Origin of the sequence: Bradyrhizobium sp. Ce-3, from assembly GCF_022835695.1 — a bacterium.
Classification (GTDB): domain Bacteria; phylum Pseudomonadota; class Alphaproteobacteria; order Rhizobiales; family Xanthobacteraceae; genus Bradyrhizobium.
Genome location: NZ_BQUV01000008.1, coordinates 386,558 through 408,823 on the forward strand (window position 1 = coordinate 386,558; position 22,266 = coordinate 408,823).

Genomic DNA, 22,266 nt, shown 5'->3' on the forward strand with positions numbered 1-22,266 from the left:
CCGCCGATGGGGCCATCAAAACTCTCCGGCACCGATCTTGCTGAACCGAGGCTCAGGACAAGTTTGGCGGCAGCGATGTTCCGCCCTGAAACGCTGTCGCCGGAGAGAGTCACGAGATGAACCCTGTCGCGTTGCTGACCCCGACCTATGGGCGCGATCTGGAAATCTGCACGCTGCTTTGCGAAAGCGTGGATCGCCACGTCACGTCCTTCTCCAAGCATTACCTGCTGGTGCCGGATTGCGACCTGCCGCTGTTCGCGCCGCTGGCAAGCGAGCGCCGCATCATCATTCCGGCCTCCTCATTCCTGCCTGACTGGCTGCGGCCGCTGCCGCGCATGATCCAGCGCAAGCGCCGCCAGTTCTGGTGGTCGTTGCGCGCCAAGCCGGTGAACGGCTGGCACGTGCAGCAGATCCTGAAGATCGCCGCAACGATCTCGCTGCCCTATGAGCGGTTCTGCATCCTGGATTCCGACATCGTGTTCTTCCGCGATTTCGATCTGGCGCGCTTCCAGTATCCGAACACGATCCCGCTCTTGAAAATGGCCGATGCCGTCACCGCCGATCAGCCCCGCCATTCGCGCTGGTTGGACACCAGCCATCGGCTGATCGGCCTGCCGACGCCGCCGTTCCCGGCGCCGGATTTCATCGGACACATCATCTTCTGGGACAAGCAAACCACCCGCGCGCTTGCCGAGCGCATCCAGACGGTCAGCGGCATGAGCTGGATCGAGGCGCTGTGCCGGACCCGCGAGTTCTCCGAATATCTGCTGTACGGCTTCTTCGTCGAAAACGACGAGGCATCCGCATTGCGTCACTCCGTCGTGCCGAAGACGCAATGCGTCAGCTATTGGGATGATCCGACCCTGAGCAAGGACGAGCTCACCCGGCTGTTGCTGCGCGCCAACAAGGACGACGTCGCGTTCTCGATCGCGTCCTTCTCGGGCACCCCGGTCGCGACCATTCGCGAGGTCGTGGCCGAGAGCGACGCAATCCTGGCGTCGTCGGCGGCCACAAGGCTTTCGGAGCTTGCCGCGTCATGCTGATCGGACAGGCCAGCATCAACCTGACCGCCAACGTGCTTTCGGCGTTGCTCGGGCTGCTGAGCGTGTTCATCTTCACGCGGCTGTTCGCGCCGCACGACTATGGCGTCTATCTGCTGGGCACCGGCTTCGCCTCCGTCATTTCGGTGTTTTTGGTCGGCTGGTTTCGCAACCTGATCCTGAGCGGCCATGCCCGCAACGACGGCACCGACATCCGCGGCCTGGTGGCGTCGGGCTATCTGATCACCTGCCTCACCGCGCCGATCGCCTATCTGCTGGCGCGTCTGGTCGGGCTCGATGCGACCGCCGCACTGGCCGCCGTCGTTCTCGCCATCGCGATCGGCCTGTTCGAGCTGACGCAGGACCTGCTGCGTGCAAGGCTGAAGGCGCTCTCGGTGATGAAGGCTACGCTGGTGCGGGCCGGCGCCCTGCTCGGCTTCGGCGCCGTCGTTGCCCTGATCGGCCCGACCGGCGTCCTGCTGCTGCTCGCGGCCGCCACGGCCTATCTGGTCGCCGTGCTGGTCCAGTCGCGCAACGCGTGGCGCGGCACCAACATCAATTTCGACCGCGCCGACCTGTGGTCGCTCGCCCGCACCGGCCTGCCGTTGACCCTGTCGTTGACGCTGCTCGCGATCTCCAGCGTAACCGACCGCTTCATGATCGCGAACCTGATCGGCACGGCCGATGCCGGCAAATATGTCGCGGCGCTGGATCTGGTGCGCCAGACCCTGATGATGCCCGCGATGAGCATGGCCGCGGCCTTCTTTCCGATGGCGGTGCAGATCCAAGCTCGGCAAGGCGACACCACCGGCGCCATCAGGACGCATCTCGCCGATTGTCTGGAACTGCTTGCCGGCGTCACGCTGCCGGCTTGTCTCGGCTTTGCCTTGATCGCCCCGCACGTCGCCAACATTATTCTGGGCGTCGACTTCCGCGCGCTCGCCGGCGAGATCATGCCGATCGTCGCGGCCGCGGTGCTGTTCCAGGTGCTGACGCAGCAATATCTGCATGCGAGCTTCCTGCTGTCGGGACGTAATTCCTTCTACCTGATCAACACCGCCTCGATCATTGCGGCCAATGTGATCCTGTCCTACGTGCTGGTCAGCCTGTACGGCACGATCGGCGCGGCGTGGGCGCGGCTCGGCGCCGACATCACAGGCTTTGCCTGCGCCCTGATCCTCAGCCGCTTCGCGTTCCGGATTCCGATCCCGCTTGCCCGCCTTGCCCTGATCCTGGTCGCCGCGCTCGCGATGGCGCTCACCGTCGGCGCGCTGGACCGCGTCCTGCAGCTCGACGATCTGCCCGCCAGCGTCGTGCTGGTCGGCGCGGGTTTCACCGTCTACGCCGCGCTCTGCTGGCTGTTCGATATCGCGCGACTGCGCGGCCGGCTGAAGCGGGGCCTCGTCATGTTCCGCACCCGATTCGCAAACAGCAACGTTGGATGAGCCGATGAACAAGTCCCTTGCGCTCGCTGCGCGTCCCGCCCCGATTGCCGAGTTATCGATGCCCGTCCCCGCCGAGATTCATCCGGACTCCCTGCTCGCATTGCCGCCCGGCGAGGCCAAGCAAAGCCTGCTCACCGTTCACAGCATCCTCGAGGCCCGGCTGCCGGCCGGTCCGCTCGCGATCTACGAGGCCGGCGGCGGCTCGACCAGCTATCTGCCGCTCGGCGTGCTGCGCCGTGCGCATGTCACCGTGGTCGACATCGACGCCGACCAGATCCGCAACAACGATTATGCGCAGGAAGCCATCCTCGGCGACATCCAGACCTATCGCTTCCCACCGCAGCGTTTCGACCTGATCATCTGCTACAATGTCATCGAGCACATTCCCGATGTGCAGGCCGTGCTGAGCGGGTTCTGCGAGGCGTTGAAGCCCAATGGACTGCTGCTGATCGGCGCGCCGAACCCGAAGTCGCTGTCGGGCATTGTCACGAAGTATTCCCCGCACTGGTTCCACGTCTGGTTCTACCGCCACATCCGCGGCGAGAAGAAAGCCGGGCTGCCGGGCGAGGCGCCGTTCCCGACCCATTTCCATCCCCTGGTCACGCTCGACAAGCTCGAAGCATTCGTGGCGGGCCGTGGGCTGCAAGTCATCTACCGGAAGAAATACGAGAGCCCGCGTTATCCCGAGATGCGCCGGCGCAAGCCGCTGCTGGCTGCGGCGATCGACGCGGCTGCGAGGCTGATGAACGCGATATTGCCGGGCAAGATCGACGTCCGGCACGGCGACTACCATGTGATCTTGCGGAAACTTGGCTAATGAACGCGTTGTGGTCGGAAGCCAGGGTCAAGGTCAGCCACCGGCTGGCGATGCATGTGCAGGTCGAGCGCTTCCGCCTGAACAACGCCACGCCGATGGTCACCTTCACCTTTGACGATCTGCCGAAGAGCGCGGCGACGTTCGGCGCCGACATTCTCGAATCCTACGGCGCGCGCGGTACGTTCTACGTGTCGGGGGGACTTGTCGGGCTCGACGCGCCGGGCTGGACCACCGGCAGTGCCGACGACGTGGTCTCGCTGCATCGGCGCGGCCACGAGGTCGGCTGCCACACTTTCTCGCACCGTCGCGCCTGCGATCTCGACGAGACATCGCTGGCCGACGAGATCGCGCGCAACCGCACCTATCTGCATTCACTTGACCCGACCATGCCGGTCGAGACCTTCGCCTATCCGTTCGGCTACGGCTCCTATGCGCGCAAGCACCAGCTGAAGTCCGAATTCCGCACCTGCCGGAGCATCGTTCCAGGCGTCAACAGCGGCGAGGTCGACCTGCAATTCCTCCGGGCCATGCCGCTGATCGACCGCCAGACGCCCCGCGAACGGATCGATGCGGTGTTCGCCGAGGCGGCGAACATGAACGGCTGGTTAATTTTCTACAGCCACGACGTCGCCGATGAGCCGAGCCTTTATGGCTGCACGCCCGAGCTGATGACCTACGCGCTGGAAGCAGCGGCGCGGCGCAATGTCCCGGTCCTGACCATGGCGGAGGCGTTCCGATGCGCCCGCGCTTAAACCCTTTGTTTGCCTTTCTGGTGAATAGTCGGCGAATGAGTATGGTTAATTTTTCGTGTTGCGTGTTTTCCGCGTCGTTGCCTGCGCGTTGCGTGGCCCGAAAGATTGCTCCTCAGCCGATGCGTACGGCCATTCAGACGGAAGCTGGGGTCGATGCTTAGCTATGACCAGCCGATCAACCGGGCCAAGCCGGAGCCGCGCCGGGCTGCAATCCCGGCCGGCTTCAACGTGCTCGAGCTGATCCGGCTGCTGTGGGAGCGCAAGGTCGCGATCGTCTCGGCCGCGCTGCTCTGCGCCTGCATCGCGGTTGCGATCGGCAAGAGCCTGACGCCCAAATACACCGCGGGCGCCCAGCTCTATGTTGACCCGCGCGAGCTGCAGCTGGTCGAACGCGAGCTGACGCCGCGCGCGCAAGACGTCTCCGGCCTCTCGATGGTGGTCGAGAGCCAGTCGCGCCTGATCACCTCCAACAACGTGCTGCTGCAGGTGATCCGCGACACCAACCTGGTCAAGGATCCCGAGTTCGGCGGCGGCGCCGCGAGCCGGGGCCTGCTCGCTTCGCTGCTCGGCCTGATCGGCATCGAGCCGCGGCAGACTGCCGAGCAGCAACAGCAGATCGAGATGAACACGCTCGATACGCTCAACCGCCACATCAACGTCAAGAAGACCGACCGCACCTTCATCGTCGACATCGATGTGTGGTCGCACGATCCGGTCAAGGCGGCGATGCTCGCCAATGCGATCGCCAAGGCTTATCTCACCGAATCCAAGCAGTCGCAGGCCGAAGCGGCGCGGCGCGCCACCCGCGACCTGTCCGGCCGGCTGAAGGAGTTGCAGCAGCGCCTGCGCAACGCCGAGGAGACGCTCGCGACCTACAAGGCGCAAAACAATTTCGTCGGCTCGCAGGACAATCTGCTCACCGACCAGCAGCTCTCGGTCGGCAACCAGCGGCTCGCCGCGGCACGCGCGCTGACGCTCGATGCCCAGGCCAAGTACGACCAGATCGAGGCCAGCCGCAAAGGGGCGATGGACCCGGGCGCGATGTCCGAAGCGCTGCAGTCGCCGACCATCGCCAATCTGCGCTCGCAATACGCCGATGCGAAGAAGCGGCAGGCGGAATTGCAGGGCGAGCTCGGTCCCCGCCATCCGGCGTTGCGTCAGATCGAGCAGCAGGTCGAAGATCTGCGCCGCACCATCAAGGAAGAGATCGACCGTGTCGCGCTGTCGGCGAAGAACGATCTGACCCGGGCGCGCGACTATGAGACGTCGCTCAACAAGGCGCTGGACGTGCAGAAGCACCAGAGCGTGCAGATGAGCCAAGCCTCGGTGCGCTTGCGCGAGCTCGAGCGCGAGGTCGACGCCAGCCGCGACGTCTACCAGTCCTTCCTCAAGCGCTCGCGCGAGACCGAGGAGCAGGAGAGCCTCAACACCTCGAGCGCGCGGGTAATCGGCGATGCCACGATCCCGCAGCAGCGCACCTTCCCGCCGGCGATGAGCCTGCTCGCGATGATCGGCTTCATGTTCGGCGGGCTCGCCGCGGCGGGCTGGATCGTTGCCGCCAGCCAGCTGGCGCCGGGCGCGGGTCCAATCCGTCCGAATATCCAGCCGAAACAGGACGACACCGTGGAACGGCAGCCCGTGATCGCCAAGGCGAAGCCACCCGTGCAGCCGCCGCCTGCGATCCAGCCGGCCGCCGGCATCATCGACAGGCCAGTGATTGACAAGCCGCTGATCGCCGAGCTGCAGGAATCCGACGTCATGCGCACGCTGGGCGGAATCCTGACCGGCGACGGTCCCGCCGACGTCACGCGGTTCGGCTGGCCGACACTGCGCACCAGTTCGGCGCTCGGGCCGTTCTCCAACACGATGCGGCAGATCCATGCCGCGCTGGCGACGGGGGCCGCGGCCAAGGCCGTTCCCGTGCTGGCCGTGATCGGCACGGCGGACGATCCCGATCGCAGCATCGTCGCGCTCAACATCGCGCTGGTCGCCGCGCGCGATGGCGCCCGGGTCCTGCTGATCGACGCGGACCCCACCGTCCACGCCTTGACCGACAGGATCGGGCATCCGGTCCAGAGCAAGCCAAGCCGGCTCGACTGGCTCACCATCGGCAGCAAGGCATCCCGCGCCATCAATACGGCAAACGGCATCGCGATCCTGCCGGCGATCACCGGCAATCCGGCCAGGGCCAGTGAAGCGATCCAGAAGGCGGTCGCGCAGGCGCGCTCCGCCGGCGGTCATGACCTCGTGATCCTGGACGGGCCACCGATGCCGTGGAGTGCGGATGAACGCCGGCTGTTCGACGTGACTGACGGGCTGATCGCGGCGCTGCCGGTGGATCGCGACATCAACGCGTCGATGGAGGACATCATCACCGCACTCGGCGGCGCCGAACGCAAGCTCGCCGGTGTTGTTCTCAACGAACTCCGATCCACCGTCGCCAATCAGCGGCACGACAAGCAGTATGCCTGAGCGGCGCGCTGCCGCGCCGGCGCGTGCGCGGCTGACGGGACCGCACTCATGAATTGATCATCCAATGGCCCGGCTATCGATCCCCGCCGTCTTCGCCGCAGCTTCGATTCTGCTGTCGGGCACCGCACGGGCGTGCCCCGCCCTGATCGACGGCGTTGCCGCGGATCGGCTCAACGCGCTGTCACGCGGCGTCAATGCCGACGGCTGGATCGCCGATCCGCGGTCGGCACCGCCCCGCAGCCTGCTGCTCGAACTGCGCAAGGCCGGCTTGACCCACATCCGGCTGCCGGTACCCGCCGACTTCGTCATGCCGCGCTTCGCCACCAAGGCGGAGATCGACGGCCGCCTGCAAACCGTCGATACCGCGCTGAAGACCCTGCTCGCGCTCGGCTATGCCGTATCGATCGACCTGCATTCAGGCGAGCAATTCAACGCCCTGCACAAGGACGATCCGCCCGGCGCGATGATCGAAATGAAGAGCGCCTGGACCGGGCTCGCGCGAGTCATGCAGCGCCATCCCTCCGATCGCGTCTTTGCGGAACTTCTGAACGAGCCGGATGTCGACGCTGCGCAATGGCAGAGCGAGGTCCGGGAGCTGGCCGGCTTCATCCGCCGGCAGCTTCCGCAGACCACGCTGATCACGGGCCCGGTCAACTGGCAGCGCGCGGACTCGCTACCTGGCTTCACGCCGCTCGACGATCCCAACGTCGTCTATGCCATTCATTTCTACGATCCGATGGTGTTCACCCATCAGGCCCATTGGGATCCGAATGAGCCGCTGCACGACGTCACCGGATTGCCCTATCCGATCCGCGCCGACGATCCCGGGGTCTTGCAGTTGCGCGAGCAGCTCACCGCGCTCGACAAACGCAAGGCGCAGGCGATGGTCGACCGCGCCATCCCCGACCGCGGCATCGACAAATGGCTGGAACCCGCGGCCGTGTGGCAGCAACAATATTCGCGTCCGATCATCATCAATGAATTCGGCGTGCTGAAGGCCGGCGCCCCGCGCGACAGCCGGCTGCGCTGGCTCGGCGGCGTCACCGCCTACGCCCGGCAACAATGCTGGGGCTGGACCCATTGGGAGCTGTCGCAGGGCTTTGGCCTCACCGACGCCGTCACCGGCAAGGTCGACCGCGCGGCGCTGCGGGCGCTGCTCGGGACGCGCTAAGCCGACCTGCTTAACCCGTTCTTACACAATGAGCGGCTAGATCGGCGATGGGTGTGGTAGGCCCATACTTCCGGTCACTTAGGTCAGAGCCTGTGCGAGCAGACGCAGACATAGCCCCCCCGGCCCTGTTGCCTGGCGACTTGATCCCTGCACTCGCCATCGCGGTGGCATCGATCGCGTTCGCGCCGATCATGCAGGCAGCCAATGCCGGGGTCGCGGTCGCCGTCGAGAGCCTGATCGGCTGCGCCATCGTGCTCGCGGCGCCGGCCTATGCGCCGTCGATCGCCATCTTCATTATCTTCTTCCAGAATCTGTTCGTCTCGATCCTGTCGTCGTATGTGGCGGGCGAGCAGGAGATGGAGTTCGTCAAGGGCTACAACTTCCTCGTCTGCGCGGTGATGTGGCTGGTCACGCTGGCGCTCTATGCGCTGCGCGATCGCGCACATTCACCCGAGATCGACCGGATCATGAAGTGGGGGTTGATCACGCTCGCGGTCGTGACGGCGTACTTCCTGCTCGGCGCCACACAGGATGCGCGCCCGGCGCTCGTCTACCTGCGCAACATCGCGCTGCCGCTGTTCCTGTTTCAGCTGTCGCTGCTGACAGCGGCAACCTTCGAGATCCGCATCACGCCGTTTCTGGTGACCATTGCGGCGCTCCTGATCGTCTGCGGATATGTCGAACTGCTGTTCCGCGATTTCTGGCTCGATATCACCAACGGCTACACGTTCTGGGGGTTCGACGAACTCAAGGCGACGCGGACCGGAGCCTGGGAAGCCGACATGCGCGCGACCGGCAACGTGCCGGTAGATCTGATCGACCGCTTCCGCTTCAGCTTTCTCAACAGCCCGTTGTTCGAGGATCTCGGCCTGTCGTCGTTGCTGCGCATCTTCGGGCCAAACATGAGCCCGATCAGCTTCGGTTACGGCATTGCCTTCTCGATCCTGTTCCTGTTCTCGGTCGGCTATCGCTGGCTGGCCCTGGCTGCGATACCGCTGCTGGTTCTATGCAGCGTAAAGGGCGCGCTCATCCTGGTCATCTTCGTGGCGCTGGCCTGGACGTCGACCTGGCTGCTTGGCGCGGTCGTCACCCTCGTCGCCGGGCTCGTCGCGCTGGTGCTGTATGTCATCATCGCCATTCATATCGGGCTGCAGATCGGCGACTTTCACGTGATCGGCTTCATGGGGGGCTGGAACGGCTTCTTGCAGAACCCGCTCGGCCGCGGATTGGGCGTCGGCGGCAATTTCGGCGAAGGCTATTTTTCGATCGACTGGAGTGCCGCACAACAGGCCGGCACTGTCGAGGGCGCGGTGGAAAGCGCGGTCGGCGTCCTGCTCTACCAGATGGGCATCGGGTCACTGGTGCCGCTGGGCTTCTTCCTGGCGATGGCGCTGAAGGCATGGCGCCTCTACGCGTCCTCCGGAATACTCACCCAAGGGCTCGCCGCGTTCGGCACGATCGTCATCGTCGTCAACGGCATCTTCCAGGAGGAAGCCCTGTTCGCCCCGCCCGCGCTCGGACTGATGCTGTGCCTGACCGGGCTTGTGATCGGCCATCACCTGCGTACCCAGATCAACGATCGCGCCGTTGGCGATCGCGATCGCTAGCAGGTCGTCTCCGGCGGCAGGCAGGCGGCCGGCGTGGTTGTCGGGGCCGCCATTACGTTTCTGCAGTGTCTCGCCAAACTGTCGGGCGCACCGGCTGCATTCTAACGGCCGGCTCGGCCCGTGCTGCGGGGCGACGGACGAACCGCTTCGCTACCGTCCGGCCGACTTCAATCAGCGGCTTTTCGACGATGCGATGGAGCACATAGGCGACTGCGATCGCGGTCGGGTAGCACAGGACAAAATTTGTCAGCCAGGACGTCGGCAGGTGCAACTTCGCCAATGCCAGCAGAACCACATTCATGACCAGAACATGGGTGAGATAGACCGCATAGGTCAGGCGGCCCGCCGCAGTGAGCGGGGGCAAGGAAAGCATCCGGCTGAGCCAGCCCCCTTCTCCCAGCCACAGATTTCCGATCAGACCTGCCGCGAAGAAGGCGACGCCGACGTTCCACATGAACGGATGGGGCCAGGCCAGCGAACACAGATAGGCGCCCGCAATTCCAGCCAGCGCGAGGTAGGCCGTCCGCTTCGATCGGAGCAGGCTTGTCAGGCTGCCCGATTGCGAAGCGGCCACAGCCAAGGCTGCGCCAAAGCTCAGCCCGGCATAGCCGCGGATCAGAAGTTCCGGATTTTGCCCCAGCCAGATCAGCGACACAATGGCGCCCACCAGCGCGGCGCCGGCGATAGCGCGCGAATCCCACAACGCCACCATGATGAACGGCCAGATGATGTAGAATTTTTCCTCGATCCCCAGCGTCCAGGAATGGCCGAACAGCGTTCCGGTTTCCTGATGCATGTATTCGCCGTTGAACGTCGCGAGCCAGGGCAGGCCGTCACGAAAATTGACGACCTCCTCGCCATTTCCCATCAGGAGCTTGAGCGTCAGCGCCGCCAGGCCGTAGAGGATGACGGTGAGCGCATAGAGCGGTACGATGCGAAAGACACGGCGGGTATAGTATGAAGCGAGCTTCGACGCCTTGCCTTCAATGGTATCGTGAAGCAGCAACCAGGTAATCAGCCACCCGCTCAGGGCAAAGAAGATATCGACACCGACCGAGCCGTTGATGAACCACAGCGTACCCGGGACATGGTTCGCCACGGTGAACAGGATGCAGATCGCGCGAACCCCGTCGAGTTCCGGTCGATAGGACGTGCTTGTTTGGGGCATGGTTGTTGTTTAGCTCCGCCTCGGCGTTCGGATTGGCGGAGCCCGCTCGGCGAACCTGCAGTTCTTCAGGTTCCCGCGTCCGCAGCGCAATGCTTGTCGGCAGGTCGTTGAAGGCACGCAAATGCCGACCAGCTTCTCAACTGGAGAAGAATATTCGGGTCGGCATCTGGATGCGAAGAGAGCAGCATTTGACGCTGCACGCCATCCCCCGGCGCGGCAGACTTCCTGTTTACCTTAAGCGTTAATTGTATTGATCGTGGACCCGACGAAAGTCGGAGTGTCGCAACGAAAGCCGACGTCGTCTGGCCAGCCGGCGGCCCCATCGGCCGCCGGGCTCGTTCGCGAAGACGCCGTCAGAGCGGCTTGATCTGCACCTTGCGGAACTTGACCACGCCAGACCCATACTGGAGCGCGATATAGCCGTTGGCGTGCTTGGAGTCCTGGGCGTCGACGGTCTTCTGGCCGTTCAGTGTCACGACGAAATGGGGCCCGTGCGCCGTGATCTCGTAGACGTTCCACTTGCCGGCCGCCTTCGGCATCGGATCGACCTTGCCGACATCGACGATGGCGCCGGTGCCGTAGGTCGGGTCCGGCCGCTTGTCGAAGATGTTGACTTCGTAGCAGACCTTGGAGTCGATCACCTTGTTGCCTTCGCAGCGGATGAACACGCCGCTGTTGGCGTCCTCGTCGGTCCAGAACTCGGCGCGGATCTGGAAGTCCTTGTATTGGGTCTTGCTGACGAGATAGGAGAGGTCCTTGCCGTCGAGCTTGTCGGCGACCAGCGCGCCGTCCTTCATTTCCCAATTGGCCTTGCCGACCTCGTCCCAGTCGCCCTTCTTGGAGCTGTCGAGCAGCGTGACCCAGCCGTCATCGCTCGATGCGGCAGTGGGAAATTGCAGCGCGGCCGCACCGATCACGAGTCCGGCCGCCAGTATCGACAGATGCTTCTTCAAGGTCATCCTCCCGTTTTTGGTTGGCGCGCAACCTATCATCGTCTGCAGCGGCGTAAATCGTTTTTCATGTTGCAACTGCGTTGTGTCACGCACCGTTGTCGCAATCTTGAGGTCAGACATGCACGGAGGCGTCTTGCCCCGCGCAAGCGAGGGCGATTAGCATCGTGCGACATACGGGCGCTGCAGTCGCCCGAGCAATCCGGAGCATACCGATGACGGCGTCGAACCGACCTTGGCGATACCTGACGTTGGCGCTGGCCCTTGCCGGCATGCTGAGCGTCAGCTCCGCGGCCGAGCTCAATCCGGCCGCCGTCACCTACAAGCTACCGGACCAGATTCCCTGGAGCCCGGTCGACGCGCGCGGCGCGCAGAATGCGGTCGTGGTCGGCGATCCCTCGAAGCCGGGCTTCTACATGGTCTACACCAAATGGACCAAGGGCAATCACTTCAGCCGCCCGCACTTCCATCCCAACGACCGCTATATCGTCGTGCTCAAGGGCACCTGGTGGGTCGGCTCGGGGCCGAAGTTCGATCCCGATCACGGCACCGTGGCGATGCCGGCCGGAAGCTTCGTGACCCATTTCGGCAAGCAGGTGCATTGGGACGGCGCCAAGGACGAGGACGCCGTGCTGCTGATCATGGGCGAAGGCCCGGCCACCGCGACCGAGGTGGAGCAGAAGTAGCCGGAAGCGGCTAGCAACCTTTGCATCCACCCAGCGTTTCATCCCCTCATCATCATGACGAGGAGAGAACGCATGGCAACAGCAGCCGACATTCGGGAACATATGGACGTGATCTCGTCGGACAAGAAAACGGTCGGCAAGGTCGACCACATGGAAGGCGCCGACAAGATCAAGCTGACCAGGCAAAGCTCGCCCGACGGCCAGCACCACCATTTCATTCCGCTGTCCTGGGTCGACCATGTCGACCAGCATGTCCACCTCAACAAATCGGGCTCCGACGTCACGGCGCATTGGCAGCACGGCCGTCAATAGCCGCGTTGCGCGGGGTCCGGGCGATGCTATCATCTCGGCCTCGAGGAAGGCTTTCGATGCATCCCGCCGCCAAGCTGCAATTTGCCCGCATCGCCGACGAGTTCGCGCGCTGGCGCGCCATTCCCGAAGCGGAACGGCCGCCGGCGCCGGCGTGGTGGTGGGGGCCGGCCTTCGAGATGCGCGATGCCGCCGAGCTGCTGCCGTCGGCCTTGAGCCGTCAGCTCCGCCTGCCCGACGGCGCGAGCTTCGCCGAAGGCACCCGCGTGCTGCGCCGGACGCTGGCCGGCCAGACCACGCCGCCCTGGCCTTATGATTTCTCGCGCAAGGTCGCATCGACCGATTCAGACGTTCGCGACCTGCCGGTGCAGCCGTCAGACGACAGCGCGTTTCCGCCCTAGATCCGGCTCGGCCTCGCTGGTCGCCTCGTCGTCCAGCAACGGTTGCAAGGCGGGCGACGTCAGTTCCGGCGCCGTCCTCAGCAGCTCGGCGAGATCGCGCGGCGGCAACGGCCTCGAGAACAGGAAGCCCTGCATCTCGTCGCAGGCATGGGCGCGCAGGAACTCCTGCTGCTCGGAGGTCTCGACACCCTCGGCGACGATGGTCATGCCGAGCGCCTTGCCCATGCTGATGATCGCCTGTGCGATTGCGACATCCTCGGAATCATTGGGTAGATCGCGCACGAAGGAGCGATCGATCTTGATGGTGTCGATCGGAAACTGCTTCATCAGCGACATCGACGAATAGCCGGTGCCGAAATCGTCGATCGCCAGCCGAATGCCGCGGTTCTGGATCGCGTCGAGCACGCGGACCGCGCGCGTCACATTGCGCATCACCATGCTTTCGGTGACCTCGAGCTGGAGCAGCGCCGGTGACATGCCGCTCTGCTCGAGCGCTTCATCGATGTCGTCGAGCAGGTTCGGATCGCCGAATTGCCGCGGCGAGAGGTTGACCGCCATGGTCACCGCCTTGAGGCCGCGGCGCTGCCACGCCATGTTCTGCGCGCAGGCTTCCTTCAGCACCCAGCGGCCGATCGGCACGATCAGGCCGATTTCCTCGGCGAGCGGAATGAACTGCCCCGGCGATACCTTGCCGAGCTCGGGGTGGGTCCAGCGCAACAGCGCCTCGACGCCGCTGATCTGACCGGTCGCCATGTCGACCTTGGGCTGATATTCGAGCGAGAACTGGTCGCGCTCGAGCGCGCGGCGCAGCGCGCTCTCCATCGTCAGGCGTTCGATCGACTGCGCCCTGACCTCGTTGGAGAAGAAGCGGAAGCCGTTCTTGCCGTCCTCCTTGGCGAGATACATCGCCATGTCGGCGTTCTTGGTCAGCGTCTGCACGTCGGAGCCGTCGGCGGGATACACCGCGATGCCGATCGAGGCCGTGGTGTGGCACTCGTGCCCGCTGAGCTGCAGTGGCTGGCTGAGCGAGATCAGGAGATCGCCGGCGATGCGCTCGACGTCACAGCGTTCGGCGGTTTCCTCGAGGATGACGACGAACTCGTCGCCCCCGAGCCGTGCGACCACGTCGCTCGCGCGCAGCGATCCCCGCAGCCGCTCGGCGATCGCCACCAGCAGCATGTCGCCGGCGTCGTGACCGAGCGAGTCGTTGATCACCTTGAAGCGATCGAGATCGATGAACAGCACCGCGAGTTGCCGGCGATGGCGATCCGCCGCCGAGATCGCGTGACGCAGCATCTCGTTGAAGGTCTCGCGGTTCGGCAGGTTGGTCAGGCTGTCGTGTGAGGCAAGGTATTCGATGCGTTCGTCGGCCTTGTGTTTCTCGTCGGCACGATCGAAGCTTTCGAGCGCGAATGCCAGATTGTCGGCGAGCCGCTGCAGCAGCTCGGCGAACTCCGGCGTGAAGGTGTCCTTCTCGATCGCGACGAAGATCATGACGCCGACGACCCAGCCATTGACGATCAGCGGAAACGATGCGCCGGACTGCGTTCCATCGAGGCGAGCGCGCTCGTGGAAGGCGGTGGTCTCGGGATCGGCAAAATAGTCGTTGATGATGCAGGCTTTGCCGGACCGAAACGCCCGGCCGCAGGCGCCGCGCCCCTCGGGATGCGCCTCGCTGATCGAGAGCGTCACCTGGCTCGCGCCGGCCGCCGCCGGGCCGGCGATCGCGACGATCCGGAGATAATCGCTTGCGGGCTGCGCCAGCGCGATGGTGGTCGAGGTGAACTTACCGCCGGTCGCCGCCGCCTCGCAAACCAGCTGGTACAGTTCGGCGCGGGACTTCGCCCGCATGATCGCTTCATTGGTCGCGCTCAGCGCCGCGAACATCCGCGACAGCCGTTCCTTCTGCTCATCGGCCCGGGCCTTCTCGTCGGCACGATCGAAATTGGCGAGCGCAAACGACACGTTCTCGGCCAGCCGCTGCAGCAGCGCCATCATCTCCGGGCTGAACGTGCCGAATTCGCTGGAGAGAAACACCAGGGCGCCGATCGCCTCGCCGTTCTTGAGCAGAGGCAGCGCCGCGCCGGACTTGCTGCCGCTGTCGCGGACGACCGGATAGACATGCGACTCAGGGCCGAAGTCGCTGAGATAATCGTTGCTGATGCAGGACCTGCCGGTGCGGATCGCGACGCCGGTCAACGTCTGGCCCTCGGGGCGCGTCGCGTCGGCGGACAGCTGGACCTCGCGGGCGCGCACCCGGTCGGGGCCGGACGCCGCCACATTGTCCAGGAACACTTCTCCCGGACGCACCAGCCTGATCGTGGCCGAGATGAACTGGCCGCCGACCGCCGCGGCATCGCAGACCAGATCGAACAGTTCGCTGCGGGATTTCGCCCGCATGATCGCCTCATTGGTCGCGCTCAGCGCCGCGAACATCCGCCGCAGCCGCTCCTTCTGCTCCTCGGTCCGCGCCTTCTCGTCGGCGCGGTCGAAGCTGCCGAGCGCGTAGGAGACATTGTCGGCGAGCCGCTGCAACAGCTCGGCGAATTCGACCGAGAAGGTATTGCGCTTGGCCGAGATGAACAGCATCACGCCGACCGGCTCGTCGTCGACGATCAGCGGAAACGCGGCGCCCGAGCGCGCATCCTCGCGATCGATGACATCGCGAAACGGGTTGTTGGCGACGTCGCCCATGAAATCATTGTTGATGCAGGCGCGCCGGGAGCGGAACGCCCTGCCGCAGACACCGCGCCCTTCGGGCCGCGCCTCGCTGCGCGAGACGTTGAGACGGCGCGCGTTCTCCGCGGTGGGGCCCGCGACCGCCATCATCTCCAGGAAGTCGTCGCCGGGTTTCGCGATCAGGATGCTGGTCGAGTTGAACCCGCCGCCATGCGCGGCCGCGGCGCAGACCAATTCGAACATCTCGAGCCGCGACCGCGCGCGCATGATCGCTTCATTGGTGGCGCTCAACGCCGCGAACATCCGCGACAGCCGCTCGCGCTCGGCATCGGCCTTGGCCTTCTCGGTGGCGCGGCCGAAATTATCGAGCGCAACCGAGACGTTCTCGGCGATCCCCGCGAGCAGCGCGATGATCTCCTCGTCGCCGGCCCAGGAATTGCCGATGAAGAAGATCAGGACGCCGATGCTCCTGCCGAACCGGGTGAGCGGCAGCGCGACGCTGGCCATCATGCTGCCGCCACGCGCATCCGCCTGCGCCGGATCCGCAGACGTGGGGATATCGTGCTCGACGCACGGCCGCTGGGTCCGGAACGCCTCGCCGCAGATCCCCTTGCCGTAGACATTGTCCGGATCGGTCGAAAAGCGTGTCTGGGTGATCAGGTCGAGCGCCTCGCCGGTGCCGGCGACGGGCTCGAACCAGTGCGTATCGGGCTCGGCCAGCAGCACCACGGTGGCGAAGGATTTGCCGCTGAACACCGCGGCGTCGCAGACCCGCTGATAGAGATCGTGCTCGGTCTTGGCGCGAAGGATGGCCTCGTTGGTCGCGCTGATGGCGCCGAACATCCGGTTGAGCCGGCGCATCGCCCGCTCGCCGCTCTTGCGCGAAGCCTCATGGTCGAAATTGTCGAGCGCAAAGGACACGTTCGCGGCCATGCGCTCCAGCAGCGAAACGATCTCCTCGCCGAGCGAGTTGGCCTCGCGCCGGGTCACCATGAAGACGCCGACGCTGCGCCGGTTGCAGACCAACGGCAGCGCCGCTGCCGCGCCGACGCCGGCCGCCGCCGCGCCGCTGCGCCAGGCCGCCGAACGGGCATCGTTGACATAGTCGTTGCTGACGCAGGCTGTCTGGTCGCGGAAGGCCTGGCCGGCAACGCCTTCCCCTTCCGGCGTGTTGGCGAGCGCGGAAATGGTGATGCCGCGCAGACGCGTGACGTCGTCGCCGTAGCCAGCCGCGAACGTCAGGCGACCGGTATCCGGCTCCAGCAAAAACACGGTCGCGGCCAGGAAGCTCCCGCTCGAAAACGCGGCTTCGCAGACCTTTCCGTACAATTCTTCCGGTGATTTCGCGTACAGGATCGCTTCGTTGGTGGCACTCAACGCCGCGAATGTACGCCCGATGCTCGACTGCACGATTCCTGAAGGCCCCGGGGGCCACCCCCTCCAATCTGCCGGGGAACATTGCCCGCGATAGGCCTAAGTGGTGGTTAGCGTATCCGGCAAGTTGCGCGACAAAGTAAACGGCTGACGAACGCGAAAGGCCGTTTTCCGGGATATTACGGACCTCCGTGTGCCAGCCTGAGGCGGAGGCCCGCGAGGCGCAGATGGCCGCCGGGCGGGCGCCGTCGGAGCAGCCAAATTCCGCAGCGCGACCGCGCCCGTTCCACTCGGTGAAAACATCGCCGCGAGCACCCTGCTGGCGGTATGGCGGACCGGATTTTCTGCCCTTGCTCGCACCTCCGCGCTTTGAGAGCATGACGGCGACAACAGCAAGCAAGACCCGCGCAGCATGCGGGCCCACCGCGAGGAAACCCCATGCCGATCGTCCAGGCCGACCGTCTCACGCGCATCGGCGCGGCGCTGCTGCGCGGCGCCGGCGCCTCGGAGGAGGAGGCGAGCGCGGTCGCCTCCGGCTGCGTCAACGCCAACCTCGCCGGCCATGACTCCCACGGCGTGATCGCGATCCCGACCTATATCGACCGCATCAAGGCCGGCCACATCGTGCCCGGCGCGAAATGGACCGTCGTGCAGGAGACGCCGACCACGACCGTGATCGACGGTCATTGGGGTTTTGGCTTCCACGTCAACGCCAAGGCGATGGAGATGACCATCAACAAGGCGAAGACCGCCAACGTCGCGGCCTGCACCGTGTTCCGGCAGAGCCATGTCGGCCGGCTCGCGCATTACCCGCTGATGGCGATGCGCGAGGGCATGATCGGCATTGCCGCAGCCGATTCCGGCCGCTCGCCGAAACATGTCGCGCCGTTCGGCGGCCGCGAGGCCCGGCTCGGCACCAACCCGCTGTCGATCGCGGTGCCCTCCGATCTCGAAGCGCCGTTCTATCTGGACATGGCGACCTCGGCGGTCGCCGCCGGCAAGATCCAGCTCGCGGTGGCGCGCGGCGAGAGCATCCCGAAGGGCTGGATCATCGACGCCGAGGGGCGCGACACCACCGATCCGAAAGACTACCGCAAGGGCGGCGCGCTGCTGCCGCTCGGCGGCAGCGAAGGCTACAAGGGATCGGGCCTTGCCGCGATGGTCGAGGTGCTGTGCGGCCTGCTCACCGGCCTCGGCTTCGGCGTCGAGCCGACCGGCCGGCACAATGACGGCTGCTTCATGGCGGTGTTCAACGTCGCCGCGTTCCGTCCGCTGATGGATTTCAAGAAGGAGGTCGCCGATTTCGCCCGTTACCTGAAATCGACGCCGCCCTCGGAAGGCAGCCGCGGCGTGTTCTATCCCGGCGAGATCGAATTCATCCGCGAGCAGCAGCGGCGCAGGGACGGCATCGAGATCGAGGATGCGACCTGGGACAAGCTCAAGGCGCTCGCCGCCGACTACAAACTGACCGACCAGCTCGACCTTCGCTGACGCATCCGGACACAGGAGAACCACATGACACGGCAAATGGCGCTGGTTGGCTTCTTGCAGGCGCAGAACTGCACCAACCTGCCGAGTTCCTGGCGTCACCCGGAGTCGCGCGACGATTCGATGTCGGCGGATTACTATCAGGAGATCGCGCGCATCCTCGAGCGCGGCAAGTTCCACATGGCGTTCTTCGACGATCGCCTGGCAATGCCCGACCGCTACGGCAACGACCACGCCCACACCGTCGAATACGGCATCCGCTGCGTGAAGATGGACCCGATCGTGGTGCTGACCACGATGGGCATGGTCACCACCAGGCTCGGCCTCGCCTCCACCGCCTCCACCACCTATTTCGAGCCGTTCGACGTCGCTCGCCGCTTCGCCACGCTCGATTTGATGACGGGTGGCCGCGCCGCCTGGAACGTGGTGACGTCGGTGAATGACGGCGAAGCGCTCAACATGGGCCGCGCGCAGCATCTCGAACACGATCACCGCTATGATCGTGCCGACGAGTTCATGGAGGTGGTGCTCGGCCATTGGGACGCCTGGGAAGACGGCTCGCTGGTGATCGACAAAAAGAGCGGCCGCTTCGCCGATCCGACCAAGGTGAAGCGGCTCGATCACAAGGGCGAATTCTTCACCTCGCGCGGCCCGTTCACGGTGCCGCGCTCGGCGCAGGGCCATCCCGTCGTGATCCAGGCCGGCGCCTCCGGCCGCGGCCAGCGCTTTGCCGGGCGCTGGGGCGAGGTCATCTTCACCGCGGCGCGCAACCTCGCAAATGCCAAGCAGGGTTATGACGCGATCCGGGGCGAGGCTGCCAAGGCCGGGCGCGATCCCGATCAGATGTTGCTCTGCAATTTGATCACGCCGGTCACCGGCGCGACCAAGGCCGAGGCCGAGGACCGGATGGCGGTGATCCAGAAGCTGCCGCTCGAGATCGACGCGCTGTCGCTGCTCGCCGAAGGGCTCAACTTCGATTTCGGCGCCAAGGGGATCGACGAGCCGCTGACGACAGAGGAGTTGCAGGGCATGCAAGGCATGCTCGGCATCCGCGACGGCGTGCTGCGCACCTCGGGCAAGACCAATCCCTCGACCCGCGACTTCATCACCTTCTCCGGCCGCGGCCAGGTACAGGATGCGATGGTCGGCGGCCCGAAGGAAATCGCCGACCGGCTGGAGGAGATGTTCGTCAATCGCGGCTGTGACGGCTTCGTCGTCGCGGCGAGCTATGTGCCGGGCTCCTATGCCGACTTCGTCGACCATGTGGTGCCTGAGTTGCAGAAGCGCGGCCTGTTCCACAAGGACTACGCCGGCACGACGTTGCGCGAGAATCTCGGGCTCAAGCGCCCCGCCGCGGGTGCCTGGAAGACCCGCGCGCAGGCCGCGGAATAGAGGGACATCATCATGCGCTGGCTGAAATTCACCGCCGCGGGCACGACGTCTTGGGGCCTCGTCGAGGGCGGCACCGTCACCACCGTCACCGGCGATCCATTCGGTGAATGGAGCAAGACGGCGAAGACGCACGCCCTGAAGGACGTCAAGATCGAGCTGCCGCTGATCCCGCGCACCTTCTACTGCGTCGGGCTGAACTATCTGAAGCATCTCAAGGAGGCCGCCGACAAGGCCGGCACGGTGCCGAACGTGCCCGATCGACCCGAGATCGGCTACCGCGCGCAGAACGCGCTGATCGCCCATGACGAGAACGTCATGATCCCGGCGAGCGCAACCGAGAAGATCCATTACGAGGGCGAACTGGTCGTCGTGATCGGCAAGAGCGCCAAGCACCTGACCGATGCCAACGCGATGGACTCCGTATTCGGCTACACGATCGGCAACGACGTCTCCGAGCGCAACTGGCAGAAGGCCGACCGCGGGCTGTGGCGGTCCAAGAACGCCGATACGTTCAAACCAATGGGCCCGTGGATCGAGACCGATGTCGATCTCGACACCATGGAGACCGCGATCCGCGTCAACGGCAAGGAGACCGGCCGCTTCCGCACCAACGAGATGATCTTCGGCATCGTGCCCTTCCTGGTCGAGCTTTCGAAATACTTCACGCTGTCGCCCGGCGACGTGATCTGGATGGGCACCGACGGCGCATCGCCTGACCTGAAGGACGGCGACGTGGTGGAGATCGACATCACCGGCATCGGGACGTTGCGGAACAGGTTCGTGAGGGAGAAGGTGTGAGGGCTGGCGTTCTGTTGGACCCCGCGCGCGCCTCATCCTCGATGTCGTCCCGGCGAAGGCCGGGACCCATAACCACAGGCTTGAGTTGTTGAGGAAGGCTGTGGCCCCAGCGTCGCTCAGCAAATTGTATTCGTGGTAATGGGTCCCGGCCTTCGCCGGGACGACACTGAGAGTGTTGCACGGCTGCGACTCAAATGCCGCATTCTCGCGACGTGATGTGTCCGAGCTTTGCACCTCACCATCATTCCGGATTCAGCTAGCGCGCGCCGCCGACCTGCTCTTCACGTGATCGATGAACGCCCGCAGCTTCGGCATGATCTGGCGGTGGCCGGGATAGTACAGAAACACGCCGGGCGTTGTCGTCGCGAACGGCTCCAGCACGCGCACGAGCTTCTTCTCCTTCACGAGGCCCGATACCAGCGGCGCGGGGACTTGCGCGAGGCCCACACCTTCGACGGCCGCGCCGACCAGCGTGGGGAAGTCATGGCCGATGAAGGAGCCGGAGACGGCGAGCTCGATCGAACGGCCGTTGTCGTGCAGCGACCATGGCGCCAAGCCGCCGTTCGATCGCCGCAGCCTGAGGCAGGTGTGTTCGCGCAGATCGTCCGGACGCTTCGGCCGGCCACGCCGCGCGAGATAGTCCGGGCTGCCGACGATGGCGAACGGGAACGGCTTGGTCAGACGCACCGCGACCATGTCGGGGTTGATGAACTGGCCCATCCTTATGCCGGCATCAAAACCGCCGGCGGCGAGATCGACCAGCTCCTCGCTGGCGGCGAGTTCGACCTCGATCTCGGGATAGGCCTTGCAGAATGAGGCGATCAGCGGCTCCAGCAGGATCGGCACCACCGAGCGCGGCACGGTGAGGCGCAACAACCCTGCGGGCTTTTGCCCGAGCTCGCGCGCCGCGCCACTTGCGGCGACGAGCTCCTCGAATGCCGGCCTGGCACGCGCCAGGAAGCGATCGCCGGCCTCGGTCAACCCGACGCTGCGGGTGGTGCGGATGAACAGCACGGCGCCGAGCCGCGCTTCGAGTGCGCGCACCGCCTGGCTGATCGCCGATGGCGTCACCCCAAGCTCAGCGGCCGCGCGGCGGAAACTGCGGTGCTGGGCGACGGCCAGGAACGCCTCGACGCCGTCGAGTGCGCCCTGCCTGACTGTGAAGTTCTGCTTCATGGCCCGTCAACATTATCGCGAATAGTTGCGCACGGAAAGCCGCCCTACATCGAAGCCACAAGCAGCCGCACCGCAAGGCGCGCTGTTCCATGCGACATCACGACGGCAGTCGTGAACGGAGATCTGCGACCGATGAAAACGATCCGTCACACCCTCCTTGCCCTCACCCTCACTTTGACAGGCTCAACCGCCATGACCACCGCCTCCCTTGCCCAGGCCCAAACACAGGCCCCCTCCACCATCACCACCGGCGTGATGGTCATCCTCACCGCGAAAGCCGGCGTCACCCGCGACCAGGTGATGGCCGTGATGCCGGATGAGATCCGGCAGACCGTGCAGCTCTATCTCAATGGCCAGGTTCGCGAATGGTATTCGCGCTCCGACGGGCGCGGCGTCATCTTCCTGCTCGATGCCAAGGACACCACCGAGGCGCATGCGATCATGGAGGGCCTGCCGCTGTCCAAGCTCGATCTGATGAACCACGAGTACATCGCGGTCGGCCCGCTCCTGCCGCTCCGCCTGCTGGTCGCCAGGCCTTAAG

The 22,266-nt window shown here is 65.2% G+C and carries 18 protein-coding genes; 14 read left to right on the forward strand and 4 right to left on the reverse strand.

The window, feature by feature from the left end:
* The first annotated feature begins 116 nt into the window (after positions 1–116).
* From BRSPCE3_RS27390 to BRSPCE3_RS27420, 7 genes are all read left to right on the forward strand, one after another.
* Positions 117–1,043 carry a DUF6492 family protein gene (locus BRSPCE3_RS27390; protein ID WP_244069437.1) on the forward strand — a complete coding sequence of 309 codons (927 nt, stop codon included), beginning with the start codon at positions 117–119 and terminating at the stop codon, positions 1,041–1,043.
* A complete protein-coding gene (locus tag BRSPCE3_RS27395) occupies positions 1,037–2,485 on the forward strand; it encodes a lipopolysaccharide biosynthesis protein (RefSeq protein WP_244069438.1) in 1,449 nt (482 codons plus the stop codon). The genes BRSPCE3_RS27390 and BRSPCE3_RS27395 overlap by 7 nt, the downstream gene beginning before the upstream one ends.
* Positions 2,486–2,489: 4 nt before the next feature.
* A complete protein-coding gene (locus BRSPCE3_RS27400; protein WP_244069439.1) occupies positions 2,490–3,302 on the forward strand; it encodes a bifunctional 2-polyprenyl-6-hydroxyphenol methylase/3-demethylubiquinol 3-O-methyltransferase UbiG in 813 nt (270 codons plus the stop codon).
* Positions 3,302–4,054: a polysaccharide deacetylase family protein gene (locus tag BRSPCE3_RS27405; protein ID WP_244069440.1), complete on the forward strand. Its 753-nt coding sequence runs from the start codon at positions 3,302–3,304 to the stop codon at positions 4,052–4,054. Before BRSPCE3_RS27400 ends, BRSPCE3_RS27405 begins: the two co-directional genes overlap by 1 nt.
* A 153-nt stretch (positions 4,055–4,207) precedes the next feature.
* A complete protein-coding gene (locus BRSPCE3_RS27410; RefSeq protein ID WP_244069441.1) occupies positions 4,208–6,526 on the forward strand; it encodes an exopolysaccharide transport family protein in 2,319 nt (772 codons plus the stop codon).
* A 64-nt stretch (positions 6,527–6,590) separates the two neighbouring features.
* Positions 6,591–7,697: a glycoside hydrolase family 5 protein gene (locus BRSPCE3_RS27415; protein ID WP_244069442.1), complete on the forward strand. Its 1,107-nt coding sequence runs from the start codon at positions 6,591–6,593 to the stop codon at positions 7,695–7,697.
* A gap of 140 nt (positions 7,698–7,837) precedes the next feature.
* Positions 7,838–9,304, forward strand: a complete 1,467-nt coding sequence (locus tag BRSPCE3_RS27420; RefSeq protein WP_244069443.1) for a hypothetical protein — start codon at positions 7,838–7,840, stop codon at positions 9,302–9,304.
* A 52-nt stretch (positions 9,305–9,356) separates the two neighbouring features.
* On the opposite strand, the gene BRSPCE3_RS27425 is transcribed toward BRSPCE3_RS27420, so the two are convergent.
* On the reverse strand, positions 9,357–10,472 hold the full coding sequence (locus BRSPCE3_RS27425; protein WP_244069444.1) for an acyltransferase: 1,116 nt from the start codon (positions 10,470–10,472) through the stop codon (positions 9,357–9,359).
* Positions 10,473–10,825: 353 nt separating this feature from the next.
* Complete coding sequence (locus BRSPCE3_RS27430; RefSeq protein WP_375709966.1) at positions 10,826–11,425, reverse strand: DUF1080 domain-containing protein; 600 nt, start codon at positions 11,423–11,425, stop codon at positions 10,826–10,828.
* Positions 11,426–11,637: 212 nt separating this feature from the next.
* Between BRSPCE3_RS27430 and BRSPCE3_RS27435 the strand changes: the two genes are divergently transcribed.
* The 3 genes from BRSPCE3_RS27435 to BRSPCE3_RS27445 all read left to right on the forward strand — a co-directional run bounded on the left by BRSPCE3_RS27435 (position 11,638) and on the right by BRSPCE3_RS27445 (position 12,818).
* On the forward strand, positions 11,638–12,108 hold the full coding sequence (locus BRSPCE3_RS27435; protein WP_244069446.1) for a cupin domain-containing protein: 471 nt from the start codon (positions 11,638–11,640) through the stop codon (positions 12,106–12,108).
* 72 nt (positions 12,109–12,180) lie between these two features.
* A complete protein-coding gene (locus tag BRSPCE3_RS27440) occupies positions 12,181–12,420 on the forward strand; it encodes a DUF2171 domain-containing protein (protein ID WP_244069447.1) in 240 nt (79 codons plus the stop codon).
* Between the two features lie 56 nt (positions 12,421–12,476).
* Positions 12,477–12,818: a hypothetical protein gene (locus tag BRSPCE3_RS27445; RefSeq protein WP_244069448.1), complete on the forward strand. Its 342-nt coding sequence runs from the start codon at positions 12,477–12,479 to the stop codon at positions 12,816–12,818.
* Here BRSPCE3_RS27445 and BRSPCE3_RS27450 read toward each other — a convergent pair.
* A complete protein-coding gene (locus tag BRSPCE3_RS27450; RefSeq protein ID WP_244069449.1) occupies positions 12,792–16,907 on the reverse strand; it encodes a GAF domain-containing protein in 4,116 nt (1,371 codons plus the stop codon). The two genes, BRSPCE3_RS27445 and BRSPCE3_RS27450, sit on opposite strands and share 27 nt — an antisense overlap.
* 402 nt (positions 16,908–17,309) lie before the next feature.
* Here BRSPCE3_RS27450 and BRSPCE3_RS27455 point away from each other — a divergent pair, with 402 nt between their 5' ends.
* The 3 genes from BRSPCE3_RS27455 to BRSPCE3_RS27465 are packed head-to-tail and all read left to right on the forward strand — an operon-like array spanning position 17,310 to position 20,549.
* Positions 17,310–18,362 (forward strand): Ldh family oxidoreductase, encoded by a 1,053-nt coding sequence (locus tag BRSPCE3_RS27455; protein ID WP_244069450.1) that lies wholly within the window; start codon positions 17,310–17,312, stop codon positions 18,360–18,362.
* 24 nt (positions 18,363–18,386) lie between these two features.
* Positions 18,387–19,751, forward strand: coding sequence for an LLM class flavin-dependent oxidoreductase (locus tag BRSPCE3_RS27460; protein WP_244069451.1), 1,365 nt, complete (start codon positions 18,387–18,389; stop codon positions 19,749–19,751).
* Between the two features lie 12 nt (positions 19,752–19,763).
* Positions 19,764–20,549, forward strand: a complete 786-nt coding sequence (locus tag BRSPCE3_RS27465; protein WP_244069452.1) for a fumarylacetoacetate hydrolase family protein — start codon at positions 19,764–19,766, stop codon at positions 20,547–20,549.
* A gap of 252 nt (positions 20,550–20,801) precedes the next feature.
* On the opposite strand, the gene BRSPCE3_RS27470 is transcribed toward BRSPCE3_RS27465, so the two are convergent.
* Complete coding sequence (locus BRSPCE3_RS27470) at positions 20,802–21,725, reverse strand: LysR family transcriptional regulator (protein WP_244069453.1); 924 nt, start codon at positions 21,723–21,725, stop codon at positions 20,802–20,804.
* Positions 21,726–21,917: 192 nt separating this feature from the next.
* On the opposite strand from BRSPCE3_RS27470, the gene BRSPCE3_RS27475 reads away from it, so the two are divergent.
* Positions 21,918–22,265: a hypothetical protein gene (locus tag BRSPCE3_RS27475; protein WP_244069454.1), complete on the forward strand. Its 348-nt coding sequence runs from the start codon at positions 21,918–21,920 to the stop codon at positions 22,263–22,265.
* Position 22,266: the final 1 nt, after the last annotated feature.

Excerpts from the sequence above, each read along its gene's own strand:
- BRSPCE3_RS27390 (WP_244069437.1), top strand. The coding sequence starts at position 117 with ATGAACCCTGTCGCGTTGCTGACCCCGACCTATGGGCGCGATCTGGAA.
- BRSPCE3_RS27395 (WP_244069438.1), top strand. The coding sequence starts at position 1,037 with ATGCTGATCGGACAGGCCAGCATCAACCTGACCGCCAACGTGCTTTCG.
- BRSPCE3_RS27400 (WP_244069439.1), top strand. The coding sequence starts at position 2,490 with ATGAACAAGTCCCTTGCGCTCGCTGCGCGTCCCGCCCCGATTGCCGAG.
- BRSPCE3_RS27405 (WP_244069440.1), top strand. The coding sequence starts at position 3,302 with ATGAACGCGTTGTGGTCGGAAGCCAGGGTCAAGGTCAGCCACCGGCTG.
- BRSPCE3_RS27410 (WP_244069441.1), top strand. The coding sequence starts at position 4,208 with ATGCTTAGCTATGACCAGCCGATCAACCGGGCCAAGCCGGAGCCGCGC.
- BRSPCE3_RS27415 (WP_244069442.1), top strand. The coding sequence starts at position 6,591 with ATGGCCCGGCTATCGATCCCCGCCGTCTTCGCCGCAGCTTCGATTCTG.
- BRSPCE3_RS27425 (WP_244069444.1), bottom strand. The coding sequence starts at position 10,472 with ATGCCCCAAACAAGCACGTCCTATCGACCGGAACTCGACGGGGTTCGC.
- BRSPCE3_RS27435 (WP_244069446.1), top strand. The coding sequence starts at position 11,638 with ATGACGGCGTCGAACCGACCTTGGCGATACCTGACGTTGGCGCTGGCC.
- BRSPCE3_RS27440 (WP_244069447.1), top strand. The coding sequence starts at position 12,181 with ATGGCAACAGCAGCCGACATTCGGGAACATATGGACGTGATCTCGTCG.
- BRSPCE3_RS27445 (WP_244069448.1), top strand. The coding sequence starts at position 12,477 with ATGCATCCCGCCGCCAAGCTGCAATTTGCCCGCATCGCCGACGAGTTC.
- BRSPCE3_RS27455 (WP_244069450.1), top strand. The coding sequence starts at position 17,310 with ATGCCGATCGTCCAGGCCGACCGTCTCACGCGCATCGGCGCGGCGCTG.
- BRSPCE3_RS27460 (WP_244069451.1), top strand. The coding sequence starts at position 18,387 with ATGACACGGCAAATGGCGCTGGTTGGCTTCTTGCAGGCGCAGAACTGC.
- BRSPCE3_RS27465 (WP_244069452.1), top strand. The coding sequence starts at position 19,764 with ATGCGCTGGCTGAAATTCACCGCCGCGGGCACGACGTCTTGGGGCCTC.
- BRSPCE3_RS27470 (WP_244069453.1), bottom strand. The coding sequence starts at position 21,725 with ATGAAGCAGAACTTCACAGTCAGGCAGGGCGCACTCGACGGCGTCGAG.
- BRSPCE3_RS27475 (WP_244069454.1), top strand. The coding sequence starts at position 21,918 with ATGACCACCGCCTCCCTTGCCCAGGCCCAAACACAGGCCCCCTCCACC.